The organism is Pleurocapsa sp. FMAR1 (assembly GCF_963665995.1).
Taxonomy (GTDB): Bacteria; Cyanobacteriota; Cyanobacteriia; order Cyanobacteriales; family Xenococcaceae; genus Waterburya.
The window spans coordinates 4,484,772-4,502,937 of the sequence record NZ_OY762512.1; the positions used below are offsets into that span (position 1 = coordinate 4,484,772).

Sequence of the window (18,166 nt, forward strand, 5' to 3'; positions counted from 1 at the left end):
ACATTAAGCGTTATTTATGAGCTATATTACGTAAACTTCGGGTTTGTTCGAGAATATCTTCAATATCTTCTTGAGATAGGCGTTCAACATAATTAATTTTGATTTCTTCTAGTAAGTCTATTAGTAAAAGCTCAATTTTGTTCATGCTTTGTTGTGCCTGTAGCTCACTAGAAACCGATTTACCGATGTTATCTACCAGAGTTTCTAGTAAACGGTCAAACTGTTCATCTTCTGCCAGTGCTGCTTGTAAGGTACTGCTAAAGGCGCTGTAGATTTGGGAGACTAGCTGATGACTGAGGGTAGTCATAGTGCGATCGCCTCCAGGAAGCATTTTGATGCCTTGGTATGCTGGGCTTTGTCTTAAAGCTTTATCGATGCTGTATTTTAGTAGAGTTTCTGCTTCTGGTTGAATGGCAGGTAATACGCGATCGGCAAAGACTTTTGCTAAGATCCTGATAATTTCTGCGGTTTCATTAGTGTCATTGATGTCAATGTAGGGGTTAGCTGTTTGTTGAGATAGCAATCTGCTAAGACCACCGTTACGAATTGAAGCTTGTGTTTGATTGATTAGGCGAATAATTACTACTTCTGTCACGTCTTCGGCTATGCCTGCTACTAATCCTTGGCTTAACTGTTTCTGAATAGAATTAAGGTTAATAATTTGTGCCTGACTTAAACGAACCGTAACGGGAATGACCCGCAGCCAACGCCAAAAGGGAAGCAGAAAAAATATATCATACCAACGCCAAAGCATAGCATCTAGCCAGCTTACACCCACTCGACGACGGCTAATAAACCAAGTGCGTCCCAAAAATTCTAGGGCAAAAAGTACCCCAAAAGGGAAATCAATCACGCCAAAATAATCTATATAGCCACCATTATCGCCAACAGCGCGATAGTAGTTAGTCGCCATTAAAGGTTTGATTTCGCTATCAAAAAAGTTTAGTTCCTCAGTGACTTTGCCCTGAAAATTATTGGGAGTCCAATATCGCCAAAATGCTGCCTTAGCTGAATTATCTCGGCTAGGAAGATGCGATCGCATTCTATTTTTAATCCGTTCTAAATTCCCTGTTTTGTTTGCCTCAGAAAAGGCATTGGTTTGAATAATTTCAATACTGCGACGACGGAGATCTCCGAAAAGATTTTTGACAACAGGAGAATCAACGCTATTGACAGCTAATTCTTTTCTTAACTGCTCTACCTTGGCTAAATACTCTTGGGTGTCTCGGTTAGAAATTATGCCCTTAATGGCATCATAGCGAGTAATAAATGCAGATATATTCGCAGGAATCAGATCTAACTTTATGCCATCGTATTTGATGTAAGCCGTCTTAATACCGCCCAATGTAACTTGACCAGATAGCCAAAAATCTCTTAAAGGAATATAGCTAAGATCGAAAGCCACAATGGTTATGTTAATTACAGCCACTAAAGCCATTAACCTCTCAAACCAGAGATTAGGTCGATATTTTCTAGTTCTTCTTTTAGGTAATCTAGTGACGATAGTCATTTCATTTAACATTGACCATCGATCATTGTTCATTGTTCATTGTTCATTACTCATTTCAAGTACGGCACTTAGGGTAATGTAATAATTTTCTTAGCTTTAAGCTTTTATAAAGCAAAGATTAAATAGCAAGCTATATTTTCATTTTTTGATAAATGTTCAATGCTCAATGCTCAATGTTTAAGACTCCCCGTAAAAAGATATCAGAAATCCCTTCAGCCATTTCCTGCATAGCTTGAGGTGATGAATCAGGGTCAAGAATTGTTTCTTCAGAAAAACCAGCGATCGCAAATATACCTAAAAATACCTTGGCAACTATTTTAGGATTCATCTGACGATAAATTCCCTTTTCCATCGCGGTTTCAAAAAAAGCTTCTGCCACATCGGTCATCTTGTCAATTACTTCTGCTTGAATACTCTCTCTTAATTCTGGATGATATTGAGCCTCAATGAAGCAAACTCGCATCAAATCGCTATTTTTACGCATATTCAGCATTCTACGACGCATCACTTGCGATACTGCTTTATAGCTACCCATTTCGCTAAGTTCCATTAGTAAATCTGTCAGAATGTCAACCCATCCCGCAGTAGCCACTTCAATTAAAATTGCTTTTTTGTTAGTAAAGTGACGAAACACAGTTCCCTCAGCTACTTGTGCTGACTTGGCTAAATCTTTAGTGGTTGTGCCATCATAGCCTTGACGAGCAAATAGTTTTAGTGCAGCCTGTAAAATTTTAGTGCGGGTGTCCTTCTCTGTAGCAGGAGTTTGACGCATCTTCCAGGTTTGCTGAGAAAAAACTGGCATAGTAATTGTGATTGATTAGTAACTGTGATGGGCTTAATAATATAGCAATATTGCAAATATCTAGTTTTAGCTTATATTTTCAGTGGAATTGCTTAATATTCCACAATAATTTTCTTTGATTGCAATCAAGCATTATTTACTAAATTCTTAACAGAGACAGTAAGCATTAAAATCCAAGTAAAATATAACCGCAGTAAGATTGTACATAGCTAAATTGAGACACTTTTGGGTATATTGGATGAAATTAAGCAGATTAAATCGATTTTTTGCCCATTTAGATTACTTTTGTAACTATATAAAAGGGCGATGGGTGAGTCTAATGGCGACTCGTATAAGCGTATGCTTAATCGCTTTATTGTTCTGGAATTTTGCGGGGATGTCTGCTTTGGCTGCACCCCAAGCAAGCAAATCAAGTGCTTCAATTAAGCCTTACCTGAATCGGGTAATAGAACAGATAACGGAATTTACCCTAGATAATGGTTTAAAGTTTATTGTCTTAGAAAACCACGAAGCTCCAGTTATTTCTTTTGTCACCTATGCTAATGTTGGTGGTGTTGATGAACCTGATGGTAAAACGGGAGTGGCTCACTTTTTAGAACATTTAGCATTTAAGGGTACTAAAAAGATTGGCACAACTAATTACGCTGCTGAAGCTGAAGAATTAAATAAGTTAGATCGTTTATTTGCCGACATCAAACAGGCACAAAAGTCGGGAAATAATGCTAAGTTAGCTAAACTCACAGATGAGTTTATCGTCACTCAGGAAAAAGCCAGTAAGTACGTCAAGCAAAATGAATATGGCGAAATTGTCGATACAGCAGGTGGAGTAGGCTTAAATGCAGCGACTTCGGCTGACAGTACCACTTATTTTTATAGTTTCCCTGCTAATAAGCTAGAACTATGGATGTCTTTAGAATCAGAAAGATTTTTAGATCCCGTATACCGAGAATTTTATAAAGAAAAGCAGGTAATTTTGGAGGAAAGACGGTTGCGCACTGATAATTCCCCCATCGGTAAGATGATCGAGGAATTTTTAGATACTGCCTTCACGATTCATCCTTATAAACGTCCCGTAATTGGCTATCAAGAGGACATCGAAAATTTGAGTAGAGAGGATGTTCAAAAGTTTTTCCAGGCTTACTATGTACCTAAAAATTTAACTATGGCGATCGCTGGAGATGTCGATCCTGTTAAAGTTAAAGAATTAGCTCAAACTTATTTTGGACGCTTCAAATCTAAGCCTCAACCAAATAAAGTAGCTAAAGTTGAACCTCCCCAAGAGCAAACCAGAGAAGTTACCGTTAATTTTCCTTCCCAGCCTTTGTATTTAGAAGGCTACCATATCCCCGCCTTAAATGATCCTGACTATATAGTGTATGAAGTTATTTCTGAACTACTTAGCAGTGGTAGAACTTCTCGTCTCTATAAGTCTTTGGTAGAAGAAAAACAGGTAGCTTTATCGGCACAAGGGTTTTTAATGGTTTTCCTGGAGATAAATATCCTAATTTAATGTTAGTCTATGCCTTAACTGCTCCAGGTACAAGCATTGAACAATTAGCAACTGCTTTGCAAGCCGAGATCGAACGTTTAAAAACAGAAGCGGTCAAACCTGCGGAGTTAGAACAGGTGAAAACTCAACTCAAGGCTGGTTTGTTGCGAACTCTTGATTCTAATATGGGAATGGCAAGTATATTGGCAGAATACGACGCTAAAACAGGTAGCTGGCGCAATATTTTTGATGAGCTAACCAAATTAGAACAAATCACTCCCCAAGATATTCAGCGAGTAGCTCAAACTACTTTCACAGCCGAGAATCGCACCATTGGACGTTTATTAGCCTCTAGTTAAATAGGTATACCGTCTTCATTGCCTTTTAGCTAACAGTCTAACGAGGCAATGAAGCTATCTCTTTCTTCAATCGCGATCGCCAATTAGTCAGGTTTTTAAACAAATAGCGATCGCAAAATACAATCAACCAATAACCAAGTTAATCAGGTTCTTATTTTTTGTCAGAAGTTTACTCTTTTAAGGATGAGCTTGTTTTAGCAGGGTTGTCTGGGGATTTGTAATTTAGCTTTAATTTATTGGCTAAAGCGTGATTTAATTTTTCAGATGCACCAGGGTATTGTGCTTCTATCTGTAGCAATTTGCTATAAATTTTTACTGCGCCGTCCCAATTATCAACTAATTCTAACTGTTGACCTAAGCAAAAATAGGACTCTGCATTGTTGGGGTTATTGCTAATTTCCAGCTTTAAAAAATCTATTGCCTCTTGATGTTTGCCCTGATTACTTAAAATTTCACTCAGGCGATAATAAGACTGAGAAAATAGAGGATTTAAGATGATCGCTTGATAATAAAAGCTTAGAGCCTGTTGTAATTGACCCTTATCTGCTAAGGCATTGGCCAAATGAAAGCGATCCATAGCTGTACCGATTTCTGGTTCAAGAGCCAAAGCCAACTGCATTTCTTGGATAAATTCTTGTTGCTTACCTATTTTAAATAAGGTTCTAGCTAGATTTAGATGAGCCTTAGAATACTGAGGATTAAGGTCTATAGCTTGACGATAACAGGCGATCGCATATTGCCACTTTCTTTTTCTGCCATACAGGTTTCCCAAATCAGTATGAACTTTGGGGGAGTTAGGTTGCAGCTTAGATTGCTTATAATAGCGTTCGATTGCCTTATCTAGCTGGGTTGTAGAAGTATTAGTTTTGGTTTCCTGATAATCATGCTTTAATTGTTTTGACCAACGGTCAGACCCGCTAAAGAGTTCAACAGTTCCTATAACGGGACGGGGTGGCTTATGAACTGCCGAACCTGCGTCGTCAGATAGCCCCTTGCAAACCCGCGCAACGGACTGTCTCGCAATGGGGGAAACCTCCACAACGCGCTGACTCGCAACGGACTCAGATGCGGACGAAGCGTCCTTTCTCACCGCGTCGTTGTACGGCGGAGTAATCTCTAACTCTTGCTGAGAAAGCTTTGGCTGACTTGGTTTTGGTTTCATAGCTGCTGGTAGTGCAGGTTGAGCCATGCTTAAGTCTAAAGCTTTTCGATAGTATAATGCTGACTGTTTCCATTGATTTTGCTGCTCTAATTTTTCAGCGAGGAGACAGTATGTTTCTACTGAGGGTTTTGCATCAAATAAAGCCTTATCGTCTAAATCTGAACTAGCTGCTTGAGAAACTGTTTCTAATTCTCTTGCTCGATAAAGATTTAACTGAGCTTTATCAGAGTTCCCCAACTGCTGCCAAACTTCAGCTAAGTTGCGATAGATGGTTGCACTAGGTCTAATGATGATAGCTTTTTGATAATGTTTGACTGCCTGGTGCCATTTTTCTTGCTGAGTATAAATATCGGCAATTCCAGCATAAACTTCAGCTAGATTAGGTTCTATCTCTACCGCCTTGGCATAGCATGACATCGCCTCCCCAGTTTTGCCCATTCTTTGTAAAGCATTGCCCCAAACTTTGTAAGCCTCTGCCATATTAGGCATAATTTGGACTGCTTGTTTACAAGCTAGTGCTGAACCTTCCCATTCCTGCTTTTCTGAATGTTCTAATGCTTTTTGGAGATAAACCTGCGCTGTTTCCCAGTCAATGTCCCTAGATTGCTGTGGATTAATGGTTTTGAGAGGTTTTAAAAAAGAAGGAGATATATTATTACTTAGCTCAACTTCAACTTTAGAAAGAGGCGGTTGAGAGTCAGAAGTTTTGGTTAAGGCAGAATTGATCTTAGTTAGAGGCTGAAAAGAAAATGCTGTTTCTTTGAGAGTAGAAGTGGGAATAGGAGAGCTAGGAAGACTAGCTATGTTCGCTCTAAATAGCTGTTTTTTTGTATTCTCCGTCAAAGCTTTGAGATGAATAGCCTGACGATAGTAGTTAGCTGCTTGTTGGACGTTGCCATGATTTTTCAACCCTGTTGCTAGTTTTTCATAGGCAACTGCCAAATCTCCCTGTTGTTTTAAACGTTCTGCTAAACGTTGCTGAATCTCTATTAGATGAGGATATTGTTCTATTGCTAAACCGTAGATTGCTAAAGCTTCGCTTAATTTGCCTTGTTCCCAAAGAAGATCAGCCTGAGCAATTTGTGTTGACCATGAATCATTAACATTAAAGTCTGAAGAAACTGCTGAGTCAGATTGTTTTTTTCCAGTTTCAGATGGAAGCAGGTTTTGAAATAGCTTAAACATTAGCAAATTAAAATAGTATATATAGTATATAAATATTTTTACTTAGATCAATTTGATGCTAAGGAAAACCTACCACTGCAAACAGCCTGTATTCCGAAGTCACAGATTACTTTTTTTTGACCATCTCATATTTACAATAAAAAAAGATCAGTATTTATACATAGGTGTTTACTAAATTTTAAACCCATTATCAAAAAATTTACTTAATCTTTAATTTGTTAGGTATTTACATTTTATTTTTTTTAAGAAAAAATAGGCTTATATTTGTTAAATTCTGAGATTTGAGTGGGCGCAAGCACGAATTTATCTCGCGTTGATAACTGCCTAGTGTTTTTACACAAAAAAAGAGTGCCTTAACACTCAATATAAAATCTATATTTGCTTATTATTAAGCAAATATTGCTACGCATTTGGTCATTATTCCGCTAGATGAAACAACTGAACTTATTAAATTTAAGTTATATCTCGTCCCAACCACCAACTCCACTGGACATCACATAGCTAGTTACCCCAGCCTCAAAAAAATTAGCTTTAGTATGACCTTCTTTTTTGGTATCAGAAAATCTTTCTAGATGTCGGTAAGGACTTTTCTTGTATTGTTCATCGACATATAAAGCTTCTAAGCCAATCGATCGCAGACGCATATTAGCCATATACTTAGTGTATTGTTCGGTACTCGCTTCTGTAATGCCCAAAACGTTATCCCCGACTATATGATTTGTCCAAAGACATTCATGCTGTACTGCCGTGTCAAACATTTCGTAGATTTGTTCAACTGAATGGGGAAACAACTGCATTGCTTCGGGAAGTAGTTTTTGATAAAGTCGAACATGAGAAAGTTCATCACGGTTGATCATTTTAAAAATGTCAGCACTTCCTGGCATTAGCATTCGTGAAGCCAGATTATAAAAGTAAATAAAACCGTTATAAAAATAAATTCCCTCTAACAGATAATCGGCTAAAAGCGAAACAAAATAGTTTTCTGGGGTAGGATTATCGACATATTTTTGATAAATAGAGGCGATAAATTCACAACGGTCTGATAGTATTTTGTCCGTGCGCCAAAAATCGTATACTGTGCTACGGCGATCGCTAGGAATTACGGTTTCAATAATGTACTGATAGCTTTGATTGTGCATTCCCTCTTGAGCTATTTGTTCTGCCATACAAATGCTTACTTCTGGTGCAGTGACGCAACTTTTGATGTGGGGAATATTGCAGGTTTGGACTGAATCTAGGAAAGTTAAATAGCTTAAAATACCATCATAAGCACGACGTTCTTTGCTAGTCAGGTTCCAATAATCGGTTACATCTTGAGTAAGATCGAGTTTTTGGGGAATCCAAAAGTTCTCTCGCATCTGTTGATACAAGCCAATTGCCCAAGAATAACGCACATCATTTAGCTGCATTAAATTGGTAGTGTTACCAAACCAAATGGAGCGATTTTCTACCTTGTCATCTCCACTCTTATTAAAAATGCGGTTAGAAGACATAACATCGTCGGGTTTGGCTAAGAATGAAGTCATAAAATTTTATTTAAAGCTTAACGCTATATACGGTGTTATAGCCTAACAAAATTTATCGTAAAACACTAGTATTTTTACTTATAAGTTAAATGTCAGAATATTTGTACTAAATTTAAGATAGTATTTGACTGCTCACCGTCTTAAAAGGGTCGGTGATTCTAGTTATTAGTTATTAGTACTACGCACAAAGGGGATCTAATTATAAGTCTCGCATCGGGCGGTTTTCAACAAAACTAACGACTAAAGAAGTTGCTCTTTAGGGCAAGGCTTTAAACCCAGAACTTTGGTAATTTTAAATTTTATGAAAGCATCTAAATCCTACCCATTTTGGCAGCGTGTAATATTTTGGAGTGCTGGCGGTATTAATCTAGCCATTTTACTTATTTTATTGAGTATTTGGCGTACAGGCGATCGCGCCTTAAATTTCATGGGCAATATGTTTAAATTTCAGCCAGTTCAACCCAGGATTGAAAGCTCAAGTACAGTTGTGCAGCAGATTAGAAATATTCAAGAGTTAACCACCACTGTACAAACAATGGAAACTATTATGCCAGCCACCGCCGAGCGCAAATTAGGACAGATCCCCTTAGCGACAACCCGCTTATTGTATATCGCCAGAGGAGAAATTAGAGCGGGAGTTGATTTGAGCAAGCTTACGGATAGCAATATTAAAATCAGCGATAATATTATTGAAATTGATTTACCGCCAGCCAAAATATTAGATAGCAAAATCGACGTAAACAACTCTCGCGTCTATGATTATGATCGCGGATTTCTTAATTTAGGTCCCGATGTTGCCCCGCAGCTACAAACGCTGGCGCAAAGAGAAACCCTGACAGAAATTGTTGACACTGCCTGTAATGAAGGGATTTTAAATACGGCTAATGAGCGAGCAAAAACTAGCATTACTCAACTCTTAAACAGTACTACTAATAGTTATCAAAAAGTAAAGATAAATACAACCCCGCCTGATTCTTGTGGAACACTTAAGTAAGTAGGCAGAATTAAATATGAAACCAAATAAGCAAGATTTTATTCCCTACTTACTACTTACTTACTAAGACTATCTTCTAATTAATTTGTCCTACCTACTTACTTATTACCTATTACCTATTTTTAACGCTTAACCAAAACCCCTGGCTCTTTCTGAATTGGCAAAACATCCAAAATATCGGTTTGCGAACAGTACCTAAGATCTTCGTCTCCATCAAGCTTGAGAAGACGCTGCCCATGACTGCATAGACGGAAAAGATTTAACAGATTATCTTGCCATTGCGCGTAAAGTGCGATCGCGCCAATCACTTCATCATTACCAAATAGCTTAAGCTTAGATACATCACTTTGCTGTAAAATCGACTGAGCGATCGCTCCAGCGCAGGCTGTATCTTCTACAGAATAATCTCCCTGCCAGCCTGAACCTACCATCCACACTGTTTCTGGTTGAGTTTCGAGTAAATAATTAACTGCTGCTTGACGATTAATTTGGGCTGCGGTAATCACTTGGGGAACTTGTTCCACCCTTTGCAAAGCACGAGTGCCGTTGGTAGTGGTGAGAAATAATCGTTTATTTTTTACCACTTTAGGAGTGCAGGCAAGAGGAGAATTGCCCATATCAAAGCCTTTTACCATTTCCCCCCCACGCTCACCCGCTAGTAAACGCTTATCTGCTGACCATGAATTAGATTGACGCTTCAATTCTTCTATGTTACTAAATGCTTGGACAGCCTCTGCACCTGCATCAAGAGCAGTGGCAATTGTAGTGGTTGCTCGTAAAACGTCAATAACTACGGCACAGTCTGGCAATAGGTCGGTAGGAGTACTTTCAGGAGTATGATAAACAAATAATTTCACGCTCAGACAAATATTATATGTAGGGTCAATAAATTTAAACTTAGGCAATTATACGTTATTTACTATGTGCAGTCTTAAATTACTAAATAATTGAACAAAACTACTAAAAGCCAATTTATTATTGCTCAGATATAAGCACTCATATTTATTTTAATACTTCAACTCATAAGCAATATCCATTATTAAGGAGCTAGATTATGGAAAGCAGCGATCGCCAAAAAAGTTACCGAGACAGTTTGAGAAAACTAAAGCAATTTAGCAAGAATAAACGTTTTACTTGGATATTAGCGGTATTGACCTTTACTTTGCCTGTAAATGTTGTGCTGCAAGCTCAACCAAGTCTAGCTCAAGTTGTAACTGCTCAAATACCTGCTTTAGACAAAAATATCATTTACGTTAATCCTAAAACAGGAGATGACTCGCAAACAGGTGAAAAATTCGCCCCCTTCAAAACTATTACTCAAGCCTTAAAAGTAGCTACTTCTGGCAGCACGATTAAGCTGGCATCGGGGACATATAGCCAAGAGACAGGAGAAACTTTTCCCTTAGTTATTCAAGCTAAAATTACTCTCAAAGGTGATGCTGATAACCAAGGCTACAATACTGTTATTCAAGGCGGTGGCTATTTTATTAGCCCTACAGGTGCAGGACAGAATGTAGCGATCGCAGCTTTAAAAGATGCAGCAGGTATTACAGGAGTCACTGTAACTAATATCCAGTCGCGGGGACATGGTTTATGGCTTGAGTCTTCTAGCCCAGAAATAGTTAGCAATACTTTTACCCGCAATGGTAATACTGGAGTTTCAGTTAACGGAAATAGTTCTCCCGTCATCGCCAATAATTACTTTTATAATAATTCTGGCAACGGTTTACTTGTTTATGGCACTTCTCAACCGCAAGTTACAGATAACACTTTTAAAAACACAGGCTTTGCGGTTAGTGTCGTACAGAATGCTGGTGCTACTCTAACCAAAAACACCTTTGACGGCAATCGAATTGGTATTATTTTAGAAGGCAATTCTCAAGCTGTCTTGCGAGATAATGAGATCATCAATTCTATGGACTCTGGCTTAACGGCGATCGCCGATTCTCAAGTTGATTTAGGTACTAGTTCTGAACCTGGAAATAATGCTTTCCGTAGCAATAGAAAACTAGACATTCAAAACGCTACTAAAAATGAGATTGTAGCAGTCGGTACACAAACCAGTGGGCAAACCGAAGGTGACATCAATTTTGAGAGTGGCGAATTTACCGCCCTTAGTAACTCAACTCAAGACTTATCTCCTCTTTCACCCTTACCTAGTGCGGATAAACCCTCTGTTGCCCAGTTAGAGCTACCCGCACCTGTACCTGTATCCGCACCTGCACCTGTATCCGCACCTGCACCTCTACCTATTCCAACAATAGGTACTACCGCCAATCCTTCTTTACCTGCACCACCTCCTGTAACTGAGCCAAATACGGGCAACAAAGAATTGGTGTTTACTGCTGCTTCTTCTGTGCCGACTGCTGAAACTGCTCAACCTCAACCAGTACCATTCCCGCCGACAATCAGTAGTTCGTATAGCAACCCAGTTAAATATAAAGTTTTAGTTGAAGCCTTAGATAGCCATGAAGAAACCGAAGTGCGATCGCTCTATCCCGAAGCTTTTGAGACTGTATTCGAGGGACAATCTTTATTACAAATAGGAGCGTTTAATAATCGGGATAAAGCCAAACAAGCAGAGCGATCGCTGGCAAAAATAGGTTTAGCAACCTATTTTTTGGAATAGATTTGAGTTGAGTAATAATAAAGGCGATCGCTTCATTATATTAAAGCCTATTATTGGGAAAGCGAGATCGCACCAGCTCAAATCAAAAATAGTCTTGACATTTTGTTCTCAAATGGAGAATATATAAAAATAACCCTTTCTTAGTAAATAAAATAAATTTGCGTGTCATCAGCCGAAAGATTCTCCGCGATTATTGCCAATCTCATGCTGATGTCTGTGAATCTCTTTATAACTGGTATAAAGTCGCCAGCAAAGCCCAATGGAAAAATTTAACCGAAGTCCAAGCTACCTACAAAAATGCTGAAGCGGTAGGTAATTTTACCGTTTTTAACATTAAAGGTAATCGCTACCGTTTAATTGTCGATATTATCTACCACAGTCAGAGAATTTATCTCAAATACATTTTGACTCACGCTGAATACGATAAGGATAAATGGAAAAATGACCCTTACTACTAATCCCGAATCTTATGCTCAGTTATTAGCTAAGTATCAACCCAAAGTAATCGAAACAGAAGCAGAAAATGATCGTGCTATTGCTTTAGCCCAAGAATTAGAATATAGAGCAGATCGCACTCCCCAAGAAGATGCGCTCCTCGAATTATTGGTTACTTTGATTGAAAAATTTGAAGATGAGCAATATCCGATTCCATCAGGTACACCTCATTCAATGTTGCTACATTTAATGGAATCAGGTGATCTTAAACAAGAAAACCTAATCGGCGTAATAGGTTCAAGAGGAGTAGTGTCTGAAGTAGTGAATGGCAAACGCAGTATTAGTAAAGCCCAGGCAAAAGCTTTAGCTGAATTTTTCTCCGTTGATGTTGGATTATTTATTTGAAGCTATACCAAGACACACAGAAATTAAAGAACTTTTGGCGAAAAAAAATCCTCAAAAACTTAAATGCCAAATAGTAAAATAATTTTGGGAATGTGATGAAAACTCTGTTAAAGTGCGATCGCTCTATCAGCAATCAACGATTTAACGATAAAATACTTTAGCGGAATATATAAATCATCAACAAGGGCTTCGATGCGCGTCTCTCTAAACTGGTTAAAAGAATTAGTCGATATCAATATGTCTCCAGAAGAGTTAGGCAGAGTCCTAACCATTGCAGGATTTGAACTAGAAGAATTAATCGACCTGCGCGCCAACGCTGATGGGGTGGTAGTGGGGAAAGTAATAGAGCGATCGCAACATCCCAATGCTGATAAACTAAGCGTCTGTAAAGTAGATATAGGTGCGGACGAGCTTTTAGACATTGTCTGTGGTGCATCTAATGTCAAAGCCGATATATTTGTGACTGTAGCTACGGTAGGGACTTTTTTACCCGCAATTAATTTAAAACTTAAGCCGACTAAACTGCGGGGTGAACCTTCGGAGGGAATGATTTGTTCTTTAACGGAGTTGGGTTTGGAAAAAGAGTCCGACGGGATATATATATTTGCAGAAGAAGATATCAAGCCTGGAGATGATGTTCGTCCTTTGTTGGGTTTAGATGATGTAATTCTGGATTTGGCGACTACTGCTAATCGCGCTGATGCTTTGAGTATGGTAGGTATTGCACGAGAAGTTGCAGCTTTGACGGGTGTAGAGGCAAGATTACCTGAGATCAAAGAACAGGATATTGCTTCTAATAGTTCTCTGGTAATTGAGATTCAAGAACCAGCAGCCTGTATGGCATATATCAGTACAGTAATTGAAGGGGTAAAAGTTGCGCCTTCTCCTGACTGGTTGAAGTGGCGACTAGAAGCAGCAGGAACACGCCCGATAAATAACGTAGTAGATATTACTAACTATGTTTTATTGGAATGGGGACAACCACTTCATGCTTTTGATCGCGAGAAACTTCAGCAGGTTGCAGCAAACAACGATCTAACTATCGGCGTGCGTTTTGCTCAATCAGGTGAAAAATTAAAAACGCTAGATGAACAAGAGCGAAATTTATCTACTCAGAATTTATTAATTACCGCCAATAACAAACCTGTTGCATTGGGGGGAGTTATGGGAGGAGAATCAACAGAAGTTGACGAAAATACGAGCAATATTGTTTTAGAAGCAGCCCTATTCGATCCTGTGGCTATTCGTCGTTCATCTCGCGCCCAAAGTCTCCGCAGCGAAGCCTCTACCCGTTATGAAAGGGGCGTAAACCAAGTAGAATTAGAATCTGCCTGTAAAAGAGCGATCGCACTATTACAAGAATTAGCTAGCGGTACTCCTGTTGCTCAAGCTATGTCCGATCATCGTCTCGATTTTTCTAAGCTTGATGCTATTGAATTACGTCTGAGTAGAATTAATCAGATCCTAGGTACGGTAAACAATGAAGACGGTATTGGTTACATCAAAGCTGCTGACGTGGAATCAATTTTAGGTGCATTAGGCTGTAATTTACAACCAGTGACAGAGAAAGAAAATACTTGGCTGGTGAAAGTTCCTCCCTATCGTTATCGCGATTTAGAGCGAGAAATTGACTTAATTGAAGAAGTTGCCCGTTTGTATGGTTATGATCGCTTTTGTGATACTCTCCCTAACAAAACCGAACCTGGTTATCTTTCAACGGAATACGCAATTAAAAACAAACTCCGCGCTATTTTACGTGGTGTTGGCTTAACTGAAGTGGTGCAGTATTCCCTAGTAAAACCTACAGGTAAAGAAGTTACCTTAGCTAATCCTTTATTTGCGGAATATTCGGCATTGCGTAGTGAATTATTTTCTGGTTTATTGGATGCTTTTGTTTATAATCAGTCTCAGGGTAATGGCGCGCTCAATGCTTTTGAAATTGAGCGCGTATTCTATCAAGAAGATCGCTTACAAGAAAGAGATTCCGTTGCGGGAATTATGGGCGGTAATATTACCTCTCAGGGTATGTGGGTTGATGGTGGCAAAGGTACACCGATGACTTGGTATCAGGCGAAAGGAGTTTTAGAAAACGTCTTTAATAATTTGGGTGTTAGCGTTGAATACCGCCCAGCCAGCCATGAAGAAAGACTACATCCAGGGCGTACTGCTGCTTTATGGATGCAAGGCAAACGTTTAGGTGTCTTTGGACAAATTCACCCTCAACTGGCACAGAAGCGAGATTTGGCTAACGAAGTGTATTTGTTTGAACTGGATTTTAGCATTTTGCTGACAGCCTTAGATAGAGATGCCATTACCACACCCAAATTTAAAACTTATTCTACCTATCCAGGTTCAGCTAGAGACTTGGCTTTCTTTGCCCCACTAGATTTATCTGTAGCAACTATTGAAAAAGCAATGAGTAAAGCGGGTGGTAAATTACTACAACGGGTAGAAGTGTTTGATGAATACAAAGGTAAAAATGTCCCCGAAGGACAGCGCAGTTTAGCTTTTAACTTAGTTTATCAAGCAGGCGATCGCACTTTAACTGACAAAGATGTCGATCCTGTGCATCAAAAAGTTCGCGATACCTTAGTTAAAAAGTTTGATGTGACGTTGCGGAGTTAATTTTTAGCATCAATTTAGGATATCAATGATTTTATTGGTTACTTTCTTCATCTTATTTACTTTTAATTGACCTGCTGTGTAGAGAACTATTGCTTTATCGGCTGTGAACAATCGATTAGGGCGAATATTGCTATTAAGATTTAGTCCGCCACTAATAAAGTCGGCGTTAGTGACTGCAATAGCATAATTATCAGATTTAGCTTGACTGGTAATTTGACATAGAATTAAATCATCTCCTTGTAATTTAGCAGCAACTAAAGCTGGACGGCGTTTTGCTTGGCTCAGATCGGAGAAGCGGTCAGACCCCGCGTCGGCGAAAGACGCAAGGGAATGCTGACCAAGACAGGGAAGGGAACAATTACTACATCTCCCTTTACAAATGCTGCCACGCCTCATCCTCTTCTGGAGTTGACCAATCTTTGCTAAGTGCGGATTCACTCAGAGAGATAGTTTCTATTTTTTCATTTTGATTCGGGAGATCGGATAGTGTTGCTTCGGCAGCAATAACAGATTCAACACCTTTCTGATTTATTAATTTGTGTTTGTATTTAAGATATTGAACAAAATTTAGCGCTTCTGGAATTAGTGATTCTGGGATGCTGTCAATTTCATTCAAAAGAGACTTTTTAGCATTCATAACTGAGTGGTACTAAGTAACATTTTAATATTATTTTTATTACATAATTTGCATAACGCTACTTATAATGTATCTACTATCCTAATTAGATATTGTCAAAGTTGAAATGCGATCGCACTTTAACTGACAAAGATGATGTCTTGCTGCGGGGTTAATTTTTCCCAATCGAAAATTAAAGCGATCGCCCTGTACATGATGTTAACAGTTGAGATCGCCTTAATCTTGCCAATTAGTATTTATTGTTTATTACTCGTCGCGATCATCAACCCTGGCTGGAGGACTGGTAGCTTCAACAGCAGTAAAAGATTCGGTAATTTTATAGGTATGTGATGCATCTTTAGGTACTAACCAAGAATCTCCAGGTTCTAACTTGATTACCTGTTCCTCTATATGTAGTTCTGCTTTCCCAGCAATAACATAACCTACTGTTTCATATTCTCTAGATTGTTTGGGCTTGGGTTCTCCTGGCTGCTCCTGCTCCCAAAGACGCATAGCCATAGTTTTACCCGCAACTAGGTATTTTTGACCCATTTCACCTTTTGGTGAACTGTCAGAACTAACTTTTTTAACAGTAGTATCGCTCATAAGATTTTTGATAAATTTGAATGCTACTCGATGACTAGTTCTACTGTAGTACTATAGGCACGATCATTACTTCTGCTCAAAGATAGAGAAAATAAAGTGAATTGATTTACTGTTTTCTTAAGATATAAAAAGAAATAAAAAAATATATTTTGTTACTAAAGATAGATGTTTCTGACTATTGAGCCTACTAATCTGGTAAAAAACAAAGGAAAAAAACTAACATGGAAAATCAAGACAATCAAGACAAAAAAGTAGTCGCTAAAACCAATCCCGAAAAAGCAGAGCCAGGAAAAGGCGCACCAGGCAATCAAATTGGGGTACAGACAGCGCAGTCTACAGACGTTAATCCACCTGACATGATTATTCCTTCTGGTGTAGACGAAGAATTGAATAAAGAGCAAATTCAAGCAATGAAAGAGCAGGAAGCAGAAACTGGAGTCAGTACTACAGATGGCTACATCATTGATGAAGCTGGAAAAATGGATAATTTTGCCGTAGAACCAGAAATGTATATAGAAGACAAGTAAAAATTGATTAATTAAGAGAAAGTTAAAATCTTATTCCTCTTTAGATTAAGCAAATTATTAGCTTTTTTTAGTAGTAATCGACTTAAAAATATCATGCAGAAAAAAATTAATGTATTCAATTTGTTGCGTTCGTTTGCGATCGCCTTTATTTTTGGACTGGGAGTTATCATTCTAAATGTACAAACAACTTCACCAGCCTATGCAGGAGATAATTACAGCGCGCAAACAGATACTTATCAAGAAACTCGTAATCCTAATCGAGTTGACACCACCACTGAAGAGTTGTCTAACAGTAAATTAAATGAACCAGAAGAGAAAGGTAAATCTATTTACGAAAATTTGATCGATAAGGTAGATCAGCAAAAAGAATCTGCATTACAAGGTAAAAAAAGTAAAGATCTTCGTTGAATCAAAAAAGCGATCGCTTGATCGCTTTTTTGATTCATTTTAATTATCATGCTGGGTTGTCTGGCGATCGTTTTCTTCTGGTTCGCCAAAAACTAGTATTTGCACCATAGAACTTGAAAACCAGTAAACACTAGCAATCAAAATTGTTAGAAATAAAGGTGCAAAGCCAGCAAAGGGAGCTAAAACAAAAGTTAATACGAATCCTAAAAGGGCTATTTTGTACCAAATATTATTCATTTTTATATATCAGTTAACCTATATTTCTAACTTAGCCATAACTTAGTTTGTAATCACCTATCTTTAGCAATAGCTTTTGGCTTGTCTCAAATTAGAGAACAGAAATGGCAGTATCAAAAGCTAAATTATAATAATTATTGTTGTTAAATTCAAAGCGATCGATTACCGTCATCTTCAATTTTCGAGTGTGAGCTTCATAAGAACGTCGATTGGCACTGTTGATAAAAGTAATCCCCGTTGTGAACTTAGTTAAAAATTCTTGACGCATTACTTCAAATAGTTGTGAAAGTAAATTAGTACCTCTTTGGCACTTTTCAATACAAATTAGTCCGTATTGAAAAGTGCGATCGCGCTGTATTATTCGTCCTTTAAAACTGAGAAAAAAAATGCCAATCGCCAGCAAAAATATATCCTAACATTACGCTGTTGTCTTTGGCTACAAACACTCCTTTTTGATTTAGTAACTCTTTAATTTGTTGCTCATTAAACGGAGTTGTAACAAATCCAGCCCGCTGTTCGGTTGTTAAATTGTTATACAGGTTTTTCTCTTGCAAAGCCAATATACCTGATATATCTTCTACCTTTCCTAACCTTAATTCCATCATGTTATTAATAACATCTTAGTATTCAATCTTTTACCTCAATTTATTC

General features: G+C 38.2%; 18 protein-coding genes and 1 pseudogene. 8 read left to right on the forward strand and 11 right to left on the reverse strand.

Features of this window, described 5'->3' with window-relative positions; translation table 11 throughout:
* Positions 1–10: 10 nt before the first annotated feature.
* Both SLP02_RS21850 and SLP02_RS21855 read right to left on the reverse strand, forming a co-directional pair.
* The gene (locus SLP02_RS21850; protein WP_319422831.1) at positions 11–1,543 is read right to left on the reverse strand and encodes a hypothetical protein; all 1,533 of its coding nucleotides are present in this window, start codon (positions 1,541–1,543) and stop codon (positions 11–13) included.
* A 130-nt stretch (positions 1,544–1,673) separates the two neighbouring features.
* Positions 1,674–2,312 (reverse strand): TetR/AcrR family transcriptional regulator, encoded by a 639-nt coding sequence (locus tag SLP02_RS21855; protein ID WP_319422832.1) that lies wholly within the window; start codon positions 2,310–2,312, stop codon positions 1,674–1,676.
* Positions 2,313–2,631: 319 nt separating this feature from the next.
* Here SLP02_RS21855 and SLP02_RS21860 point away from each other — a divergent pair.
* Positions 2,632–4,160, forward strand: a pseudogene (locus SLP02_RS21860) (M16 family metallopeptidase).
* A 169-nt stretch (positions 4,161–4,329) separates the two neighbouring features.
* On the opposite strand, the gene SLP02_RS21870 reads toward SLP02_RS21860, so the two are convergent.
* Together SLP02_RS21870 and SLP02_RS21875 are read right to left on the reverse strand one after the other, a co-directional pair.
* On the reverse strand, positions 4,330–6,507 hold the full coding sequence (locus SLP02_RS21870) for a tetratricopeptide repeat protein (protein ID WP_319422835.1): 2,178 nt from the start codon (positions 6,505–6,507) through the stop codon (positions 4,330–4,332).
* A gap of 458 nt (positions 6,508–6,965) precedes the next feature.
* Positions 6,966–8,000: a ribonucleotide-diphosphate reductase subunit beta gene (locus SLP02_RS21875; protein WP_413467414.1), complete on the reverse strand. Its 1,035-nt coding sequence runs from the start codon at positions 7,998–8,000 to the stop codon at positions 6,966–6,968.
* 334 nt (positions 8,001–8,334) lie between these two features.
* Between SLP02_RS21875 and SLP02_RS21880 the strand changes: the two genes are divergently transcribed.
* Entirely contained in the window at positions 8,335–9,027 is a 693-nt protein-coding gene (locus tag SLP02_RS21880) for a DUF4230 domain-containing protein (protein WP_319422837.1), read from the forward strand.
* Between the two features lie 122 nt (positions 9,028–9,149).
* Here the strand turns inward: SLP02_RS21880 and SLP02_RS21885 are convergent, their stop codons facing one another.
* Positions 9,150–9,884, reverse strand: a complete 735-nt coding sequence (locus SLP02_RS21885) for a 2-phosphosulfolactate phosphatase family protein (protein WP_319422838.1) — start codon at positions 9,882–9,884, stop codon at positions 9,150–9,152.
* 197 nt (positions 9,885–10,081) lie between these two features.
* Here SLP02_RS21885 and SLP02_RS21890 point away from each other — a divergent pair, with 197 nt between their 5' ends.
* The 4 genes from SLP02_RS21890 to pheT all read left to right on the forward strand — a co-directional run bounded on the left by SLP02_RS21890 (position 10,082) and on the right by pheT (position 15,121).
* Positions 10,082–11,656, forward strand: a complete 1,575-nt coding sequence (locus tag SLP02_RS21890) for a DUF1565 domain-containing protein (RefSeq protein WP_319422839.1) — start codon at positions 10,082–10,084, stop codon at positions 11,654–11,656.
* Between the two features lie 158 nt (positions 11,657–11,814).
* Positions 11,815–12,114: a type II toxin-antitoxin system HigB family toxin gene (locus SLP02_RS21895; RefSeq protein ID WP_319422840.1), complete on the forward strand. Its 300-nt coding sequence runs from the start codon at positions 11,815–11,817 to the stop codon at positions 12,112–12,114.
* Complete coding sequence (locus tag SLP02_RS21900) at positions 12,098–12,496, forward strand: helix-turn-helix domain-containing protein (RefSeq protein WP_319422841.1); 399 nt, start codon at positions 12,098–12,100, stop codon at positions 12,494–12,496. The genes SLP02_RS21895 and SLP02_RS21900 overlap by 17 nt, the downstream gene beginning before the upstream one ends.
* A 192-nt stretch (positions 12,497–12,688) precedes the next feature.
* The gene (gene pheT / locus SLP02_RS21905) at positions 12,689–15,121 is read left to right on the forward strand and encodes a phenylalanine--tRNA ligase subunit beta (RefSeq protein WP_319422842.1); all 2,433 of its coding nucleotides are present in this window, start codon (positions 12,689–12,691) and stop codon (positions 15,119–15,121) included.
* 9 nt (positions 15,122–15,130) lie between these two features.
* Here the strand turns inward: pheT and SLP02_RS21910 are convergent, their stop codons facing one another.
* The 3 genes from SLP02_RS21910 to SLP02_RS21920 all read right to left on the reverse strand — a co-directional run bounded on the left by SLP02_RS21910 (position 15,131) and on the right by SLP02_RS21920 (position 16,343).
* Positions 15,131–15,517, reverse strand: a complete 387-nt coding sequence (locus SLP02_RS21910; protein ID WP_319422843.1) for a type II toxin-antitoxin system PemK/MazF family toxin — start codon at positions 15,515–15,517, stop codon at positions 15,131–15,133.
* Positions 15,495–15,758 (reverse strand): DUF2281 domain-containing protein, encoded by a 264-nt coding sequence (locus SLP02_RS21915; protein WP_319422844.1) that lies wholly within the window; start codon positions 15,756–15,758, stop codon positions 15,495–15,497. Before SLP02_RS21915 ends, SLP02_RS21910 begins: the two co-directional genes overlap by 23 nt.
* Positions 15,759–16,004: 246 nt before the next feature.
* Positions 16,005–16,343 carry a cupin domain-containing protein gene (locus SLP02_RS21920; protein ID WP_319422845.1) on the reverse strand — a complete coding sequence of 113 codons (339 nt, stop codon included), beginning with the start codon at positions 16,341–16,343 and terminating at the stop codon, positions 16,005–16,007.
* 221 nt (positions 16,344–16,564) lie between these two features.
* Here SLP02_RS21920 and SLP02_RS21925 point away from each other — a divergent pair, with 221 nt between their 5' ends.
* The gene (locus SLP02_RS21925) at positions 16,565–16,870 is read left to right on the forward strand and encodes a hypothetical protein (RefSeq protein ID WP_319422846.1); all 306 of its coding nucleotides are present in this window, start codon (positions 16,565–16,567) and stop codon (positions 16,868–16,870) included.
* A gap of 93 nt (positions 16,871–16,963) precedes the next feature.
* The gene (locus SLP02_RS21930) at positions 16,964–17,278 is read left to right on the forward strand and encodes a hypothetical protein (RefSeq protein ID WP_319422847.1); all 315 of its coding nucleotides are present in this window, start codon (positions 16,964–16,966) and stop codon (positions 17,276–17,278) included.
* A 39-nt stretch (positions 17,279–17,317) separates the two neighbouring features.
* On the opposite strand, the gene SLP02_RS21935 is transcribed toward SLP02_RS21930, so the two are convergent.
* The 3 genes from SLP02_RS21935 to SLP02_RS21945 form a co-directional block, all read right to left on the reverse strand.
* Positions 17,318–17,515, reverse strand: coding sequence for a hypothetical protein (locus SLP02_RS21935; RefSeq protein WP_319422848.1), 198 nt, complete (start codon positions 17,513–17,515; stop codon positions 17,318–17,320).
* A gap of 91 nt (positions 17,516–17,606) precedes the next feature.
* Entirely contained in the window at positions 17,607–17,918 is a 312-nt protein-coding gene (locus SLP02_RS21940) for a hypothetical protein (protein WP_319422849.1), read from the reverse strand.
* Positions 17,884–18,120: a GNAT family N-acetyltransferase gene (locus tag SLP02_RS21945; protein ID WP_319422850.1), complete on the reverse strand. Its 237-nt coding sequence runs from the start codon at positions 18,118–18,120 to the stop codon at positions 17,884–17,886. Before SLP02_RS21945 ends, SLP02_RS21940 begins: the two co-directional genes overlap by 35 nt.
* Between the last annotated feature and the right edge of the window lie 46 nt (positions 18,121–18,166).

What these genes read in the sequence shown, in the direction of transcription:
- SLP02_RS21850 (WP_319422831.1), bottom strand. Translation starts at nt 1,543, where the DNA reads ATGAACAATGATCGATGGTCAATGTTAAATGAAATGACTATCGTCACT.
- SLP02_RS21855 (WP_319422832.1), bottom strand. Translation starts at nt 2,312, where the DNA reads ATGCCAGTTTTTTCTCAGCAAACCTGGAAGATGCGTCAAACTCCTGCT.
- SLP02_RS21870 (WP_319422835.1), bottom strand. Translation starts at nt 6,507, where the DNA reads ATGTTTAAGCTATTTCAAAACCTGCTTCCATCTGAAACTGGAAAAAAA.
- SLP02_RS21875 (WP_413467414.1), bottom strand. Translation starts at nt 8,000, where the DNA reads ATGTCTTCTAACCGCATTTTTAATAAGAGTGGAGATGACAAGGTAGAA.
- SLP02_RS21880 (WP_319422837.1), top strand. Translation starts at nt 8,335, where the DNA reads ATGAAAGCATCTAAATCCTACCCATTTTGGCAGCGTGTAATATTTTGG.
- SLP02_RS21890 (WP_319422839.1), top strand. Translation starts at nt 10,082, where the DNA reads ATGGAAAGCAGCGATCGCCAAAAAAGTTACCGAGACAGTTTGAGAAAA.
- SLP02_RS21900 (WP_319422841.1), top strand. Translation starts at nt 12,098, where the DNA reads ATGACCCTTACTACTAATCCCGAATCTTATGCTCAGTTATTAGCTAAG.
- pheT (WP_319422842.1), top strand. Translation starts at nt 12,689, where the DNA reads ATGCGCGTCTCTCTAAACTGGTTAAAAGAATTAGTCGATATCAATATG.
- SLP02_RS21910 (WP_319422843.1), bottom strand. Translation starts at nt 15,517, where the DNA reads ATGAGGCGTGGCAGCATTTGTAAAGGGAGATGTAGTAATTGTTCCCTT.
- SLP02_RS21915 (WP_319422844.1), bottom strand. Translation starts at nt 15,758, where the DNA reads ATGAATGCTAAAAAGTCTCTTTTGAATGAAATTGACAGCATCCCAGAA.
- SLP02_RS21920 (WP_319422845.1), bottom strand. Translation starts at nt 16,343, where the DNA reads ATGAGCGATACTACTGTTAAAAAAGTTAGTTCTGACAGTTCACCAAAA.
- SLP02_RS21925 (WP_319422846.1), top strand. Translation starts at nt 16,565, where the DNA reads ATGGAAAATCAAGACAATCAAGACAAAAAAGTAGTCGCTAAAACCAAT.
- SLP02_RS21930 (WP_319422847.1), top strand. Translation starts at nt 16,964, where the DNA reads ATGCAGAAAAAAATTAATGTATTCAATTTGTTGCGTTCGTTTGCGATC.
- SLP02_RS21935 (WP_319422848.1), bottom strand. Translation starts at nt 17,515, where the DNA reads ATGAATAATATTTGGTACAAAATAGCCCTTTTAGGATTCGTATTAACT.
- SLP02_RS21945 (WP_319422850.1), bottom strand. Translation starts at nt 18,120, where the DNA reads ATGATGGAATTAAGGTTAGGAAAGGTAGAAGATATATCAGGTATATTG.